Genomic DNA, 15,477 nt, shown 5'->3' with positions numbered 1-15,477 from the left:
CCCTCCGGAGCATTCGTGATGCACGGCCATGAGCCGCGAAACACCCGATGAATATGCGGAGTTGCCGCCCATCGTGCGATCGTAACTCCGACTGGAGTGTGCTTAGATCCGACCTCTAGGTCAATGGTCTGGACGAGTAACCGGCCGAGCGAGGGGAACTCAGGTCTTCGGCGCCCCGGTGCTCGCGCGGATCACCAGCTCGGGGTCGAAGAGGAGCTCGCCGACGGGGACATCGCGGTTGCCGACCAGGGCGAGGACGCTGCGGCCCGCCTCCGAGGCCAGCCGGTCGGCCGGCTGGCGGACCGTGGTGAGCGGCGGATCGACGAAGTCCATGATCATGGAGCCGTCGTAACCGACGACCGACACGTCACCCGGCACGTCGTACCCCTGCCGGCGCGCGCCGCGGATCGCGCCCAGCGCCATGTAGTCGCTGGCCGCGACGATCGCCGTGGCACCGCGCCCGAGCAGCGAGATCGCGGCGGACTGGCCGCCCTCGACGGTGTACGACTGCCGGACCACCCACTGCTCCGCGTCCTCGACACCGCGTCTGGCCAGCGACGAGACGAAGCCGCTGACGCGGCGGTCGGCGGGGCGGTTGCCGATCGGGCCCGACGCCATGCCGATACGGCGGTGCCCGAGCCGGTACAGATGGTCGACGGCGAGTTCGGCGGCGAGCAGATCGTCGGTGGAGAAGACCGGCGCCTCGCTCACGCCCTCGAACCGGCCGTTGATCCCGACGAACGGGATCCTGCGGGACCGCAGCAGTTCGTACGCCGAAGGGTCCGCGCCCTCAAGGGTGTTGCTGGCCGAGAGGAACACGACGGCCGCGACGCCCCGGTCGGCGAGCGAGGTCACGAAGTCCAACTCCTGCACTCCGCCCGGGAAACACGGGCACAGGACCGTCTTCAGACCGTGCGGGGCGAGCACGGACTCGATGCGCTCGGCGACATCGGCGAAGAACGGGTTGGAGACCAACTCGGTGACGACCGCGACGAGTTGACCCCGGGTCTGCCGCTCGTACCCCAGGTCGGCCATCGCCTGCTCGACCGCCTCGCGGGTCTTGCGGGACACGCCCTGACGCCGGTTGATGACCCGGCTGACCGTGGCCTCGCTCACCTGCGCCCGGTCCGCGACCTCGGTGATACCGACCTTCATCCGCTTCCCTCCACCCCGACTTGCAATGGATGGACGAAAACTTTCAGTCCAACCTCCCACGCAACATAGCAGCGAGACTGCATGTCTTCCATGTTTCTTGCGCATGACCATTGAATCGCCACTTCGGCCCCTGCTAGCTTTCCGGCCACCACGCGGCCCCATCCCGCAGTGACCGAAGACCGGGAGACCCGATGAAGCCCTCAAGGCTCATGCTGCTCACCGCTGTTGCCCTGCTCGCCCCGATGGCTCCCGCTCTGTCGGCCACCGCGTCCGCCGCACCCCGCCCCCAACTCGCCATCCCGGACCCGGGGTTCGAGAACGGCGGCACGGGCTGGACCTTCACCTCGGGGGCCGGCGTCGGCACCGGCAACAGGCACGGCGGCGAACGCTTCCTCTACCTCGACGCAGGAGCCGGAAAGAGCGCCCAGCTGACCATCGTCGCGCCCAGGAACGGGAGTTACGACTTCTCCGCGTGGATCGGCAGCGCCGGCACCGGCGGCACGTACACGATCCGGCGCAACGGCGAGACCGTCCAGACGATCACCCTGCCGCAGCACCCCGGGTACGCCCGGTACACCATCAGCGACGTCGCGTTGAGGACCGGCGACCGGCTCCAGATCGAATTCGGCTCCGGCAGCGCCTGGGTCAACGCCGACGACCTGATGATCTCGCCCGCCGCGCCCGCCGACCCGAAGGTCACCTCGTCCGACCCCGAGGTCGTGGCGATGTTCGACTGGGCGCAGAAGAAGGCCAACAGCTGGGTCCAACTCCCGGGAACCGTGGGCCCGATCAACGTCGACGAGTACCAGACCGGCGGCACCGGCAGCGCGGCGTACGAGCCCACCTACTGGGCCGGATACGCCAACCGCAGCGCCTACTACTCCCGCGACATGACCCACCAGCTCGCCGGCGCCCACCTCATCGGGCTCGACGCCGAGAACGAGACGATGCTCCGCTCGTACGCGGCGTCGGCCACCACCGAGCACAAGTACTTCCCGGTGTGGTCCCTCAACTTCGACGCCAAGACCTACCTCAGCATCGACTACAAGAGCCCGGACAATTTCGTCCGCGAGGTGCCGGCGACGTTCGAACTCGTCGAGAAGGCCGCGCAGGCGTACCTGTGGACCGGCGACCGCCGCTACGTCGACGACCCGGTGCTGTGGGACTTCTACCGGCACGCCACCGAGCAGTTCATCGACCTGCACAACTCCGCCAAGGACAACGGCAAGGTGAAGGTCGCCGAGGGCACGGGCCAGGGCATCTTCCAGGGCGCCGCCAGCTACAACGAGCAGGACGGCGACGGTCTCGCCGAGGCCGGGGACGGCATCGCCTCCGAGTACCAGGCGTACCTGGCGATGGCCGTGCTCGCCCGCGGCAAGGGCGACACCGCGCTGGCCAGGACGTACGACAAGCGGGCCGCCGACCTGAAGACGTACTTCAACGACGACTGGAGCGGCACCGGCAGCGGGGCCGACATGGTCCGCGCGTACACCACCTCCGGTACCCCGGTCACCGGCTGGGGCAAGGAGAACAGCGTCTTCATGCCGATGAAGCAGATCATCGACCCCGGCCCGCGCAACGACGCCTACCTCGACTACATCCAGGCACAGGAGCTGGGACCGGACGGCTCGCCCAACATCGAGTCGACGACCTACCTGCCCGACATGTTCTTCAAGAACAACCGCTCCGACACCGCCTGGCAGTGGATGCAGAAGATCTACGGCGAGCGGGACACCCAGCACGTCAACTCCAGCCAGGGCCCCGACGGCGACTACCCCGAGGTGTCGTTCACCCTGGTCAGCCAGACCGTTCAGGGCCTGATGGGCATCACACCGGACGCGCCCAGCCGCAAGGTGACCACCCAGTCGCAGCTGCCGACCGGCATGAAGTGGCTCCAGGCGGCGGACGTCCCCATCGGCACGGGTACGGTCACCGTCCGCCACGACGGCGCGACCAGGACCACCCTGACGAACAACTCCCGCAAGGGCTCCTACAGTTGGGAGGCCCGCTTCCCCGGCGTCCACAAGAAGATCAAGGTCAACGGCGTCCCGCAGCACGTGCGCACCAAGGTGGTCAACGGCGTGACCTACACGTACGCGACACCGACGGTACGGGCGGGGGCGACGGCGGTGGTGCAGGTGACCGACTGACGCGAACACCGGCTCACCGAGGGCTCCGAAGCGCGAGGGCGAGATCGTCGAGGTACCACGCGACCGGGCCCAGGGTGAGCAGGCCGCTGCCCGCCCCAGCCAACTCGGCTGCGGCGGGCGTCAGTTCGGCGAGCGCGCGCTCCATCGTCGCCCGGTCGTCGACGGCGATCGCGGCGCGGGCGGCCAGGCACCAGAGGGCCTCGAAGAGGAGGTCGCGGGGCGGGTCGGGGAGTGCGTCGAGTGCGGCCTTCGCGTCGGCGGGGCGGTCGTGGGCGAGCAGTACCAGCGGGCGGGCCCATGGTTCGTACGGTCCCCAGTCGAGGTGTTCGTCGGTCTGGGCGGGCTGCCCGCTCCGCAGCCGCAGGCACAGCAGGGCCAGCGGCAGCAGCCCGTGTTCCAGCCCGGGCATGCCGGCTCCGTCCAGCCGAAGTGCCGCGTGCCGGTAGGCGGTTGCCACCTCGGGAGCGTGCGGGCTGCCGGTCGCGGAGAGCCGTAGAACCCGGTACCACTCGGTGAACACGCCCACCAGCGGCAGTTCATGACGCTCCGCCAGCCGGTCCGCCGCCGCCGCGTGTTCGTCGGCTCCGGTGAAGTCGGCGAGGGCGCCGCGGGACTGGAGTCGGATGAGGTGCCCGAGCACCTCGTACGTGGCCATGCCGTGCCGGGTCGACAGAGCGACCAACTCGGCGCCGATCTCGTCCCGTTGAGGGGCCAGGCCCGCGCGGTGGAAGGTCTGCATGAACGTGCCGTTGAGGGCGAAGGCGAGCAGCGCTGGGTCGTTCAGCCGGCGGGCGATGTCCTCGGCCTGGCGCGCGGCCTGGGGTCCGCGGGCGGAGCGGGTGCCGCGTGACTCCAGGGCGATCGTGGCCAACAGGCGGGCCCGCGCCGCGAGATGGGCCTGCGGTGGGAGCGCGGCCAGGGTGTGCTCGGCCGCGGCCACCGTGTCCGCCGCCTGTTGCGGGTCGTCGACGCGGGTCCAGATCGCGGGGACGTCGTAGGCGCCGATGACGCGGGCGGTGAGTTCCGGGTCGCCCAGTTCCCGCGCGGCCGTGATCGCCGCGAGACGGTGCCGACGGGCCGCTTCCAGGCCGCCGCCTCCGGTCACCGCGAGGTTGCGGAGAAGGCCCACTGTCGATTCGAGGCGGGCACGGGCGCCGGATGCGACGGTTCGGTCGTAGGCGGCGGTTGCCTCGGCCCATACGCGGTCGGCTGGACCGCTCGGATCTGACACGGGGGTGAGGTACGGGGCGTGGGCGAGTGACGGCGGATGGTCCAGGTGCGCCGCATGGTCCAGGATGTCCGCCTCTAGGCGGCGCAGCGTCGGGCCCGGGTCCGCTCCGAGTTGTTCTACGAGGAGGGTGCGTGCCCGGCGCAGTACCGCGAGCGCGTCGCCCTGGCGGCCGGTGCGGTAGAGGGCCAGGGTCAGCAGGCGCCAGGCGTCCTCGCGCCAGGGGTGTTCGGCGACGTGGGCGTCCAGGTCGGGGACCGCCTCCGCGGCCTGGCCCAGGGCGAGTTGGGTCCCGGCCCGGCGTTCGACGGCGTGCAGGCGGAGTTCGGTGAGGCGGGAGCGTTCCGCGCGGGCCCAGGTCTCGTCGCCGAAGTCGGCGTAGGCCGGGCCCCGCCACCAACTCAGCGCCTCCTCAAGGTGGTTGAGTGCGTGCGCGGCCGGCAGGGTCGCGGCGGCGGTCACCGCCCGTTCGAAGCGCCAGGCGTCCACGGCCTCGGGCTCGGCGCGCAGCGCGTATCCCGGACCCTCGGTGACCAGCAGCCGGGCCGGAGTCCGCGGCGGGCGCTCGGGTTCCAGGGCCCGGCGCAGCGCGGCGACGAAGGTGCGGACCGCGCCCACCGCGTCGGCGGGCGGCTCGTCCTGGCCCGCCCACAGGTCGTCGACAAGGCGTGTCACCGGTACGACGCGGCGCCGGGCGACGAGCAGCCGGGCCAGCACGGCCCGGTGTCGCGGGCCCTTCAGGGCGATCGTGTCCCCGGTGCCGTCCCAGGCCGCGACCGGCCCCAGCACCCCGAACGCGACCTCCATCGCCGACCACCCTTTCCGGGGCATCGCCCCAGGTCACCGTAGCGCGCTCATTCGTTGCTCATCGGCGGGCGGCAGGCTCGGCGGCATGTCAACGACCATCCCCGGCTTCACCTACAACCGCGTCCCTGTCGCGGACGGCGTCTCCCTGAACGCCGCCGTGTCCGGCTCGGGCAGCCCGATCGTGCTGCTGCACGGCTTCCCGCAGACCCACCTCATGTGGCGCCATGTCGCCGCCGACCTCGCGGTCGACCACACCGTGATCTGCCCCGACCTGCGCGGCTACGGCGCGAGCGACAAGCCCGCCGAGACCGACGGCTCCGGTTACGCCAAGCGCACCATGGCCGCGGACGTCGTCGCGCTGGCCCGCGCCCTGGGCCACGACCGGTTCGCGCTCGCCGGGCACGACCGCGGCGCCCTGGTCGCCTTCCGCGCGGGACTGGACCACCCCGGCACGATCACCCACCTCGCCTGCCTCGACGTACTCCCCACGCTGGACATGTGGGACGTGATGCACGGCGTCACCGCCGCCGTCGGCTTCCACCTCTACCTGATGGCCCAACCCCCGGGCCTGCCCGAGCAGTTGATCGCCGCCGCGCCCGACGCGTTCTTCGGCCACTTCCTCGACCTCTGGACCAACGACCCGTCCGCGATCCCCGCCGGCATCCGCACCGCCTACCTCGACGCCTGCCGCGCCGCGGTCCCCTCGATCGTGGCCGACTACCGCGCCTCCGCCGGCATCGACGTCACCCACGACCGGACCGACCGCGACGCCGGCAACCGGCTGCGGATGCCGGTCGCCGTCCTCCAGCAGGACTGGGGCGCCGCCCTCGGCTTCGACGCGGCGGCCCTGTGGAGCGCCTGGGCACCGGACCTGCGGCACGCGACCGTGACCTGCGGCCACTTCATGGCGGAGGAGGACCCGGCCGCCGTGGCGAAGACTTTGCGGGAACTTGTCGCCACCCGCTGAACCGGTGCGCCTCAGACGGTCCTCGCGGTCACGGTGAAGTCGACGTCCTCGCCGACCGCCGAGACCCCGTTGAAGGCGGCGCTGGCGTGCAGTCGGTTGGCGCCCGCCGGGAGCGGGGTGTCCGGCGTGCACGACCAGGTGCCGTCGATACGCGCGACACCCGCGCACACCTTGCGCTCGGCGGCGTCCAGGACACTCACCCGCGCCCCGGGATAGGAGGTCCCGGCGAGCCGCGCCGCGCCGGACACGAACGTGCCGCCCGCCGGTTCGGTCAGCGTCGGCACGGGCATGCCCACGGTCACGGTGCACCGGCCGGACGCGCGACGGGCTCCGCCCGCGTCGGTCAGCACGACGGCGCACCCGGGCAGCCGCGTCCCCGGCACCGCCCGCGCGTCCACGGCGAGCGCGAACGGATAGCCGCCGTCCTTCCACGAACCGGGCCCCGAGTCACGGACGTAGGTGTACGTACCGCTCACACCGTCGGCGGTCACCTCGCCCTGGAACCGTGCCGTGTCGGCGAGGGGCGTACCGGTGACCCGGGCCCCGGCGGGCGCGGTCAGCCGCAGCGAGGACCCGGCCGGCAGGTCGGCACCGTCGTACCCACTGATCTCCACCAGCCCGGACCGCCCCGGCACGATGGTCACCCCGCCACCCAGACCCCGCGCGGAGAACTCCCCGGAGTCGGTCCGGAGCGGAGCGGCGGTGGCGATACCGGTCGGGAAGAGCGCGGCGGTCAGGAGGAGGAGCAGCAGTCGGCGTCGGACGGGCATCGGCGACAGGGGTCCGTGGGGGAACATACGGCGGTCGGTCATCGGAACTCTCCGGGATCGTCTCGGCCGGGGTGCTGGTCGGTGCTCCCACCCCACACGCCCCACCGGCCTCGGCGAAAGGCGGGATGGGCGAACGGGTGAACGCCGACGAGGTCAGGCACCTCGGTGTACCGGACAGACCGGGGTGAATCCCGCCACCTCGGCCGCAGCGGAGCGAACATGCATGCGTACGGCCCTCCGCCCGCCTACGCTCAGGCCGTGCTGCGCATCACCGACGCCCGAACCGGCAAGCCCGTCGAAGCCGCCCCCGCCCGCCGTGGCCTGACCAGGGTCGAGGCGCACGCGTCGGGCCTGGCACCCACGACACTACGAGTGCTCCTCATCTCCGACCTCCTCGTACGCGCCCTGGAACTCGGCGGCACCCCCGTCTGGTCGCTCCTCACCGGCGAACACGAGCAGGCCGAACTCCGCGCCGCGGCAAGGGCCTTGGGCATACGGCCCTTCGAGGACGGCGGAGACCTCGGCTCCGGACTGGGCGAGGCCCAGTTCCTCCACGTGGCGACGGAGGGCGTCGAGACACCCGGGGGAGTCCTGGTGGCCGTAGCACCCGTCGATTCCCCCACGACCGCCGCGCCCGACCTCTCCGACCCGGCCGCGCTCCGTCTCGCCCTGCTCTCGCACCCCCGTGACCTGCCGGTACGGCTCGACGCGGATGCCCTGGAGGAGGCGCGGCGGACGCTGGCGCACTGGCGCGGTTCGGTCGCCGACTGGGCGCGGCGGCCCTCGCGGCCGGTGCCCGACGAGGTGCGTGCGGAGCTGCGGACCGCCTGGGAGGACGACCTGAACGTGCCCGAAGTCCTGGACGTGCTGCGCCGGGTGGAGACCTGGCCCGACCTGGCGGACGGCGCCCGCTTCGAGACGTACGCCTACGCGGACCGGCTCCTCGGGCTCGAACTCACCCGTGACATCGGGTCGTTGGCGTGAACGCCCGCGCCGGGGCCCGCCCGTTGCGCCGCCTGGTCGTGCTGCGGCACGCCAAGTCCGCCTGGCCGGAGGGCGTTCCCGACCACCAGCGCCCCCTCGCCCCGCGCGGGCGCCGGGACGCCCCGGCCGCCGGCATCGCCCTCGCCGAGACCGACTCCCTGCCGGACCTCGCCCTGTGCTCCACGGCCGTACGGGCGCGCCAGACCTGGGAGTTGGCGTCCGCCGAGTGGGGAACTCCGCCGCCGGTGCGGTACGAGCCGGGGCTGTACGCGGCCGACGTACCGGAACTCCTCGACGCCGTCCACCAAGTGCCGCCCGAGGTCGAGACGTTGCTCCTGATCGGCCACAACCCCGGCCTGGAGGAACTGGTCCTCGACCTCGCCGGCGACAGCCTCGACGACGCGCTCGACGAGGTCCGCGTGAAGTTCCCGACCTCGGCGATCGCGGTGCTGGCCTGGCACGGCAGCACCTGGCAGGAACTCGCCCCGGGCACAGCCCTGTTGACGGGCCTGACCGTGCCGAGGGGCAGGAAGAAGTGAGACCTCAGGGCCGCGGGGAGCGGGACCAGCTCGCCAGCAGCTGAAGGCGTTCCGCGGAGGGGGACCCCGGCTCGGCGGTGGAGACGCCCAGGGTCTGCTCGGGGTCGTCGGCGGGGCTGAAGGCCTCGTAGCCCAGGACGAGGTCGCCGACGACGGGATGGTGGAAGTGCTTGGTGCCGTGGGTGCGCTGGAACACGTCGTGGTCGGCCCACCAGTGGCGGAAGTCCGCGTCCTGGACGGAGAGTTCGCCGACGAGCTGGGCCAGGACGGGGTCGTGCGGGTGACGTCCCGCGTACAGGCGGAGTGAGGCGACGATGCCGCGGGCGGCGCCTTCCCAGTCGGCGTACAGACTCCGGAAGTGGTCGTCGAGGAAGACCAGACGGGCCATGTTGCGGCCGCGGGCGGGCAGGGCCTCGAAGTCCGTGTACAGGGCGCGGGCGAGGTGGTTGGCGGCCAGGACGTCCATGCGGCGGCCGTAGACGAGGGCCGGGACGTCGGTGAGGCTGTCGAGCAGCAGGCGCAGACCGGGGCGGACGCGCTGCGGGGGCAGCGGGCGGGGACGCGTGTGGGTCGGTCTGGCGACCCGGTACAGGTGGGCGCGCTCCAGATCGCTGAGGCGCAGGGCGCGGGCGATCGCGTCCAGGACGGACGCGGAGACGTTGAGGTGGCGTCCGCGCTCCAGGCGGACGTAGTAGTCGACGCTGACCCCGGCGAGCTGGGCGACCTCCTCGCGCCGCAGGCCCGGGACGCGGCGGGTGCCGGGCAGGGGTGCCAGGCCCGCCTCCTCGGGGCTGATCCTCGCGCGGCGCGAGCGGAGAAAGTCCCGCAGCTCGCTGTTCGGTTCCTGGGCCATGTGACCACCGTAGACCGGGTGACCTGGGGAGCGACCGCGCCACAGGGGGTCTGCTGGACCCCCGGTCGGAGCGGGTCTCCCACCCCGGCCGCGCGTGGTGGTCGTCTGGAAGGAGCACCAGCACGCACTCGGAGGTACCCCTGATGAAGCACAGGATTCTTGGCGGCACCGGCATCTCGGTGAGCGAATACGCACTCGGCACGATGATGTTCGGCGCGATGGGCAACACCGATCACGACGAGTCGGTCCGCATGATCCACACGGCGCTGGACGCCGGGATCAACCTCGTCGACACCGCCGACGTGTACTCCGGCGGCGAGTCGGAGGAGATCGTGGGCAAGGCGCTGAAGGGCCGCCGCGACGACGTCGTCCTGGCCACCAAGTTCGGGCTGGCGATGGGCGAGGACCCCAACCGCCGCGGGGGATCGGCCCGTTGGATCCGTCGTGCGCTGGAGGACAGCCTGCGCCGCCTGGACACCGACCACATCGACCTGTACCAGATGCACCGCCCGGACCCGCACACCGACATCGACGAGACCCTCGGCGCCCTCTCGGACCTGGTCCGGGCCGGGAAGGTCCGTGCCGTCGGCGGTTCGTTCTTCTCCCCCGAGGAGACCGTGGAGGCCCAGTGGACGGCCGAGCGCCGCGGCCACCACCGTTTCCGCACCGAGCAGTCGCCGTACTCGATCCTCACCCGGGGTGTGGAGAGCCGGGTGCTGCCCACCGCCCAGCGCTACGGCATGGGTGTACTGACCTTCGGGCCGCTCAACTCCGGCTGGCTGTCAGGGCGTTCGGATCCCACCGCCGGGCACCGCAGCGCCGGCGCGGGGGCGAAGATGTTCGACCTCAGCCTGCCGGGCGTGCGGGCCAAGGCCGACGCCGTGCGCGAACTGACCGCTCTGGCCGCCGAGGCCGGACTGCCGCTGCCCCATCTGGCCACCGCTTTCGTCCTTGCCCATCCGGCGGTCACCGCGGTGCTCATCGGCCCACGCCGCCCCGAACAGTTGACGGACCTCCTCGCCGCGGCCGACGTGGAACTCGGCGACGACGTCCTCGACCGCATCGACGAGATCGTCCCGCCCGGCGTCGACGTGAACCCCGGCGATTTCTACATCGACCCCACCCTGCCGATCACCGACAAGCGCCTGCGCCGCCGCTGACGGTCGACATCCTTGCTGCGAGCGGCCGTTCAGCCGACGTGGACGCGCGGCCGCCGCTCCGGGTCCGGTTCCGCGCGGCGCAGGACCTCGCGGGTCACCGGCGCGACCTCGCCGTCGCCGAAGACGAGGAAGCGGATCAGGTGGCTGACCGGGTTGCCCTCGGTCCAGGTGAAGTAGGCGTGCGGGACCTTGCCGGTGCGGTCGCGGAGGGAGAGGAGGACGGCGGCGATCGCGTTGGGCACCGTCGGTCCCTCGACGCGGAGTCGCCGTACGCCGTACTTCTCGTCGCCGTGCACGGAGATGTCCGCCGAGAAGTCCGAGGAGTCGCGGAGGAACACCTCCAGGAACAACACCGGCCCACCGTCCGGGATATGGGTCTCCTCGCGCTGGCTGTACTCCTTGGCGCGGTACTCCCGCCTGCTGTGTTCCTGCGGCTCGTTCGCGATCAGCCGGAGCGGACCGCTGCGCGCCGCCTCGTCGACGAAACGGGACGCCGTGTCGTCGAACGTGATCTCGGCGGCGCGGAGTTCGAAGGCGCGGTGCACCCGCGAACCGAACGACGTCACCAGGATCAGCAGAATGAAGATGCCCGCGATCTTGATGCCGTCGGGCCGCTCGATGACGTTCGTGACCAGCGTGTACGCGAACACGGCGGTGATCACGCCGAACCCGAGCGTTGCCTTCCGATGGCCCCGCTTGTGCACGGTGACCGTCGAGGCGAAGGCCGCGGAGAGCATCAGCACCAGCACACCCGTCGCGTACGCGCCGCTCTGCGCGTCGACGCTCGCGTGGAACCACAGGGTGATGACGATGGCCGTCACCATGAAGACCAGCACCAGGGGCCGCACCGCCCCCGTCCACTCCGGCGCCATGCCGTAGCGCGGCAGATAGCGCGGGACGAGGTTCAGCAGGCCGGCGAGCGCGGAGGCGCCCGCGAACCAGAGGATCGCGATCGTCGAGACGTCGTAGAACGTGCCGAAGACCTGGCCCAGGTGCTCGTGCGCGAGGTAGGCGAGCGCGCGGCCGTTCGCCGGGCCGCCCGTCTTGAACGCGCTCTGCGGGATCAGGATCGTCGTCGCCAGGCTGGACAGCAGCAGGAAGCCGGACATGATCAGGGCCGCCGTGGTGAGCAGCTTCCGGGTCTCGCGGATCCGGCCCGTGGGCTTCGCCCAGGTGTCCGTGTCGTCGCCCTTGACCTGCGGCATCACCGCCACGCCCGTCTCGAAGCCGGACATGCCGAGCGCGAGCTTCGGGAAGACCAGCAGCGCCACGCCGACCATCGCGAGCGGTGAGGAGTGCGCGGCCGTCATCGCGTCCGTCCAGTCGCCGATCTTCACCGGATGGCTCAGCACCTCCCAGGCGGACACCGCGAGCACCACCACGTTGAGCGTGAGATACACGCCCACCAGCACCACCGCGATCCCGATGGCCTCCCGGAACCCCTTGAGGAAGACCGCGCCCAGCGCCCCGACGAGCACCAGCGTGATCCACGTGTTCCCGCCGTGCATCCAGCCCGGCGCGAACGGGTTCTCCACGACGTGCGCCGCCGCGTCCGCCGCCGACAGGGTGACCGTGATCATGAAGTCCGTCGCCGCGAAACCCAGCAGCACCAGGACGAAGATCTTCCCCGACCACCACGGCAGCAGCCGTTCCAGCATGGCGATCGACCCCTCGCCGTGCGGAGACTCGTGCGCCACCCGCCGGTAGACCGGCAGCGCCCCGAGGAGGGTCAGCCCGATCAGTACGACGGTCGCCAGCGGGGAGAGCAGTCCGGCCGCGAGGGCGGCGATGCCCGGCTGGTAGCCGAGGGTGGAGAAGTAGTCGACGCCGGTCAGACACATGACCCGCCACCAGCGGTGACCCTCGTGCTCCGGGTTCGGGGTGGCGTGCGGGCCCGGATGCCGGGCGCTCTGCTCGCTCAGACCGTCCAGGAGCCAGGCCCGGCAGCGCTCCGCGGCGGACTCGGGACCCCCGGACCCCGTGTTCTCCGTCGGGTCCACCTGCGCGCCGGTCATGCTGAGAACTCCCTGTGATCGGACGACCGTGCCCGGTGCCCGGGCGACGAGGAGCGAGTATCCACCACATCGTCGCCCGCACCCGGACCGGGGGCGACCCCCGGCCCTGCGCATAGGCTGGCCGGATGCAGGACGAGTACCGCACAGTGGCCCGCCCGGGCGTGCACGAGACCGAGGTCAACCGCTCCCGCTTCCTGTGCGCCCTCGCCCCGGCGGCCACCGAACAGGAGGCCCAGGCCGTCATCGCCCGCGTCCGCAAGGAACACACGGACGCCTCCCACAACTGCTTCGCCTACGTCATCGGCGCCGACGCCGCGATCCAGAAGGCGAGCGACGACGGCGAACCCGGCGGCACGGCAGGCGTCCCCATGCTCCAGATGCTGCTCCGCCGCGACATGCGGTACGTCGTCGCCGTCGTCACCCGCTACTACGGCGGCGTCAAGCTCGGCGCGGGCGGCCTCATCCGGGCCTACGGCGGCTCGGTCGGCGAGGCCCTCGACACCCTCGGCACGATCACCCGCCGCCGCTTCCGCCTCGCCACGGTGACCGTCGACCACCAGCGCGCGGGCAAGATCCAGAACGACCTGCGCGCCACCGGCCGCGAGGTACGGGACGTCCGCTACGGCGAGGAGGTCACCATCGAGATCGGCCTGCCCGACGCCGAAGTGGACGCGTTCCGGGGGTGGTTGGCGGATGCGACGGCGGGGACGGCGCGGCTTGAGCTGGGCAGCGAGGCGTACGGGGACGCATAAGGGGCTGGAGATCTTGACGGCACGTCAGGGGATCTGTAGTTGATGGTGTGTCAGGAGGCCCAAGTCCAGACCTGGTTGGAGCTGCCCGCGCAGCCGAAAGTCTGGACGGTCTGACCGTCCTTGCCCGACGCGGAGGCCTCCGCGTCCAGACAGAAACCGTCCGGGGCGCTGACCAGGGTCCCGGCGCTGCCCAGTTGCCACCGCTGCGCGCTCAGCCCGTCGCAGCTCCTGACCCGGATCTTCGAGAAGTTCTGGCCGACCGTACTGGCGTCGGCGTCCAGGCAGGCGTGGTTGCCCTGATTGACCACCAGGTACTGGGAGTTGTGCCCGGGCACCTGGAAGAGCGCCCACTTCTGCGGTGCCGTGCCGTTGCACGCCCACACCTGTACGGCGGTGACGTGGGCGTCCAGGCACCGGGCGACATCGACCGTGTGGACGCTCTCGGTCACCGTCACCGAACCTGCCCGGACCGGCCCGCGCTCCGTGCCGTACAGCAGCTTCGCGGTCTGTGTGTCGACCGTGCCGCTGGCGGTGGTCCCGGCCTCGGTCTGGAAGACCTTCAGCGCGTCGATGGTCGCCTTCCCGAACTCGCCGTCGACCGTGACGTGCAACCCGTGACCGGCGAGGAGGAGTTGGAGCGCCTTGACGCAGTCGCCGTGGGCGCCCGAGGTGAGTTCGGTGACGCAGGAGGAGAGCCGGATGTCGAGGTCCGCGGGATCACGGGTGACCGGCGCGCTCGTCGGGCTCTGCGACGCCCCGCCCTTCGTCGCCGACGCGGAGGCGGCCGTACTCGGCGAACTGCCCGTCCCCGAGGGCGAGTTCTCCGGTACGGCGAGCGCCGGGGGCGTCCCCGGGCCGGGACCGGCCGACGTCCCGCTGTCGTCGTGGTGCAGCAGGAGCAGCGTCGCGGTGATGCTGCCGGCGACGAGGAGGGCGGCCCCGGCGACGGCGGCCGCGATCAACTTCCCGCGTTTTCCGAGGGTGTTCGCGTGTTTCCGGGGCGTGGTGGGCGGGTCCGAGGGTGCCGCCGAAGGGTGGGCCGCGGGTAGCTCGACGGGGGAGGGCCTGTGCTGGGGGACGGCCCGTGGCGGACCGCCGGCCGGCGCGGACAGCTGATGTCCGATGGCCGTTCTGAACACCGCCTCGGGTAACGGCCGCAGCTCGGGGTCCTTGTCCAGGCAGGTGCGGATGAACGCGGCCAGCTCCGCGTCGACGCCCGCGACCTTGTCGAGGACCTCCTCCCGGGGCGGGTCGAACGCCACCCGGTGCAGCACGTCGACGCCAGTGCCCTCGCCGAACGGGGCTTCCCCGGCGACGGCGTAGGTGAGCGTGGAGGCCAGCGAGAAGACGTCGGAGGCGGCGGTCACCTCCTGGCCGCGCACCTGTTCCGGGGACATGTAGGCGGGGGTGCCGACGTTCTGGCCGGTGACGGTGATCGACGTGCTGTCGCCGGCCTGGACGACACCGAAGTCGATGACGTGGGCGCCGTCGGCACCCAGGATGACGTTGGACGGCTTGAGGTCGCGGTGCACGATCCCCGCGCGCCAGATCGCCTCGATCGCGCGCGCCACGTCGGCCAGCAGCCGCCAGGCCGCCGCCACGTCGACCGGCCCGCGCGCGTCGACGAGCTCCGCGAGGGTGGGCCCGGGTATGTACTCGGTGGCGACCCACACCAGTTCCTCTTCGCAGCCGCTGCCCAGCAGCCGTACGATATGCGCCCCTTGGATCCGGCCCAGCGCGCCGACCTCGCGCTCGAAGCGCTTGCGGAACAGCGGGTCCTCCGCGTACTCGGGCCGGATCACCTTCACGGCGGCCGGGCCCGTGGCGCCGGTGGCGTCGTGGCCCAGATAGACCCGGCCCATCCCGCCGCTGCCGAGCACCGACGTCAACCGGTACGGGCCCGCCTGGCGCGGGTCGCTCTTCCGCAGCGGCACCACGGGAGGCGGCTCCATCCCCGCCGCCGCGTAGGCCATCGTTTCGGACCGACCGCGGAACTCGACTGGCATGGGAACCCTGTGTCTCTCGCGTGGTGCGTGTGACGTGAGATTAGCGCAGCACATGTGTGCGACAGGGGAGTTGGGATTTTCCACAGCAGGC

12 protein-coding genes are annotated in these 15,477 nt (G+C 71.8%); 6 read left to right on the top strand and 6 right to left on the bottom strand.

Going from position 1 to position 15,477, the window contains the following annotated elements:
* Window positions 1-159: 159 nt before the first annotated feature.
* Window positions 160-1,155, bottom strand: a complete 996-nt coding sequence (locus OG496_RS12665; RefSeq protein ID WP_366497257.1) for a LacI family DNA-binding transcriptional regulator — start codon at window positions 1,153-1,155, stop codon at window positions 160-162.
* Between the two features lie 191 nt (window positions 1,156-1,346).
* Between OG496_RS12665 and OG496_RS12660 the strand changes: the two genes are divergently transcribed.
* Complete coding sequence (locus OG496_RS12660) at window positions 1,347-3,305, top strand: hypothetical protein (protein ID WP_405970932.1); 1,959 nt, start codon at window positions 1,347-1,349, stop codon at window positions 3,303-3,305.
* Window positions 3,306-3,318: 13 nt separating this feature from the next.
* Here the strand turns inward: OG496_RS12660 and OG496_RS12655 are convergent, their stop codons facing one another.
* Entirely contained in the window at window positions 3,319-5,340 is a 2,022-nt protein-coding gene (locus OG496_RS12655; RefSeq protein ID WP_405976619.1) for a BTAD domain-containing putative transcriptional regulator, read from the bottom strand.
* 85 nt (window positions 5,341-5,425) lie between these two features.
* Between OG496_RS12655 and OG496_RS12650 the strand changes: the two genes are divergently transcribed.
* Window positions 5,426-6,307, top strand: coding sequence for an alpha/beta fold hydrolase (locus tag OG496_RS12650; protein ID WP_405970931.1), 882 nt, complete (start codon window positions 5,426-5,428; stop codon window positions 6,305-6,307).
* Between the two features lie 11 nt (window positions 6,308-6,318).
* Here OG496_RS12650 and OG496_RS12645 read toward each other — a convergent pair whose 3' ends face one another.
* Window positions 6,319-7,119 carry a carboxypeptidase regulatory-like domain-containing protein gene (locus tag OG496_RS12645; protein WP_405970930.1) on the bottom strand — a complete coding sequence of 267 codons (801 nt, stop codon included), beginning with the start codon at window positions 7,117-7,119 and terminating at the stop codon, window positions 6,319-6,321.
* A gap of 177 nt (window positions 7,120-7,296) precedes the next feature.
* On the opposite strand from OG496_RS12645, the gene OG496_RS12640 reads away from it, so the two are divergent.
* Entirely contained in the window at window positions 7,297-8,061 is a 765-nt protein-coding gene (locus tag OG496_RS12640; RefSeq protein ID WP_405970929.1) for a hypothetical protein, read from the top strand.
* Window positions 8,058-8,600, top strand: a complete 543-nt coding sequence (locus OG496_RS12635; RefSeq protein ID WP_405970928.1) for a SixA phosphatase family protein — start codon at window positions 8,058-8,060, stop codon at window positions 8,598-8,600. The genes OG496_RS12640 and OG496_RS12635 overlap by 4 nt, the downstream gene beginning before the upstream one ends.
* A gap of 4 nt (window positions 8,601-8,604) precedes the next feature.
* Here the strand turns inward: OG496_RS12635 and OG496_RS12630 are convergent, their stop codons facing one another.
* On the bottom strand, window positions 8,605-9,453 hold the full coding sequence (locus OG496_RS12630; protein WP_405970927.1) for a helix-turn-helix domain-containing protein: 849 nt from the start codon (window positions 9,451-9,453) through the stop codon (window positions 8,605-8,607).
* 143 nt (window positions 9,454-9,596) lie between these two features.
* Here OG496_RS12630 and OG496_RS12625 point away from each other — a divergent pair, with 143 nt between their 5' ends.
* The gene (locus OG496_RS12625; protein WP_405970926.1) at window positions 9,597-10,613 is read left to right on the top strand and encodes an aldo/keto reductase; all 1,017 of its coding nucleotides are present in this window, start codon (window positions 9,597-9,599) and stop codon (window positions 10,611-10,613) included.
* A gap of 29 nt (window positions 10,614-10,642) precedes the next feature.
* On the opposite strand, the gene OG496_RS12620 is transcribed toward OG496_RS12625, so the two are convergent.
* On the bottom strand, window positions 10,643-12,628 hold the full coding sequence (locus OG496_RS12620) for an amino acid transporter (protein WP_405970925.1): 1,986 nt from the start codon (window positions 12,626-12,628) through the stop codon (window positions 10,643-10,645).
* 125 nt (window positions 12,629-12,753) lie between these two features.
* Between OG496_RS12620 and OG496_RS12615 the strand changes: the two genes are divergently transcribed.
* Entirely contained in the window at window positions 12,754-13,380 is a 627-nt protein-coding gene (locus OG496_RS12615) for a YigZ family protein (protein WP_405970924.1), read from the top strand.
* Window positions 13,381-13,430: 50 nt separating this feature from the next.
* Here the strand turns inward: OG496_RS12615 and OG496_RS12610 are convergent, their stop codons facing one another.
* Window positions 13,431-15,386, bottom strand: coding sequence for a protein kinase domain-containing protein (locus tag OG496_RS12610; RefSeq protein WP_405970923.1), 1,956 nt, complete (start codon window positions 15,384-15,386; stop codon window positions 13,431-13,433).
* Window positions 15,387-15,477: the final 91 nt, after the last annotated feature.

Source organism: Streptomyces sp. NBC_00988 (genome assembly GCF_045162645.1).
Classification (GTDB): domain Bacteria; phylum Actinomycetota; class Actinomycetes; order Streptomycetales; family Streptomycetaceae; genus Streptomyces.
The sequence above is the reverse complement of the archived record's forward strand: the minus strand, read 5'-3'. Positions and strand labels throughout refer to the sequence as shown.

What these genes read in the sequence shown, in the direction of transcription:
- OG496_RS12665 (WP_366497257.1), bottom strand. Translation starts at nt 1,155, where the DNA reads ATGAAGGTCGGTATCACCGAGGTCGCGGACCGGGCGCAGGTGAGCGAG.
- OG496_RS12660 (WP_405970932.1), top strand. Translation starts at nt 1,347, where the DNA reads ATGAAGCCCTCAAGGCTCATGCTGCTCACCGCTGTTGCCCTGCTCGCC.
- OG496_RS12655 (WP_405976619.1), bottom strand. Translation starts at nt 5,340, where the DNA reads ATGGAGGTCGCGTTCGGGGTGCTGGGGCCGGTCGCGGCCTGGGACGGC.
- OG496_RS12650 (WP_405970931.1), top strand. Translation starts at nt 5,426, where the DNA reads ATGTCAACGACCATCCCCGGCTTCACCTACAACCGCGTCCCTGTCGCG.
- OG496_RS12645 (WP_405970930.1), bottom strand. Translation starts at nt 7,119, where the DNA reads ATGACCGACCGCCGTATGTTCCCCCACGGACCCCTGTCGCCGATGCCC.
- OG496_RS12640 (WP_405970929.1), top strand. Translation starts at nt 7,297, where the DNA reads ATGCATGCGTACGGCCCTCCGCCCGCCTACGCTCAGGCCGTGCTGCGC.
- OG496_RS12630 (WP_405970927.1), bottom strand. Translation starts at nt 9,453, where the DNA reads ATGGCCCAGGAACCGAACAGCGAGCTGCGGGACTTTCTCCGCTCGCGC.
- OG496_RS12625 (WP_405970926.1), top strand. Translation starts at nt 9,597, where the DNA reads ATGAAGCACAGGATTCTTGGCGGCACCGGCATCTCGGTGAGCGAATAC.
- OG496_RS12620 (WP_405970925.1), bottom strand. Translation starts at nt 12,628, where the DNA reads ATGACCGGCGCGCAGGTGGACCCGACGGAGAACACGGGGTCCGGGGGT.
- OG496_RS12615 (WP_405970924.1), top strand. Translation starts at nt 12,754, where the DNA reads ATGCAGGACGAGTACCGCACAGTGGCCCGCCCGGGCGTGCACGAGACC.
- OG496_RS12610 (WP_405970923.1), bottom strand. Translation starts at nt 15,386, where the DNA reads ATGCCAGTCGAGTTCCGCGGTCGGTCCGAAACGATGGCCTACGCGGCG.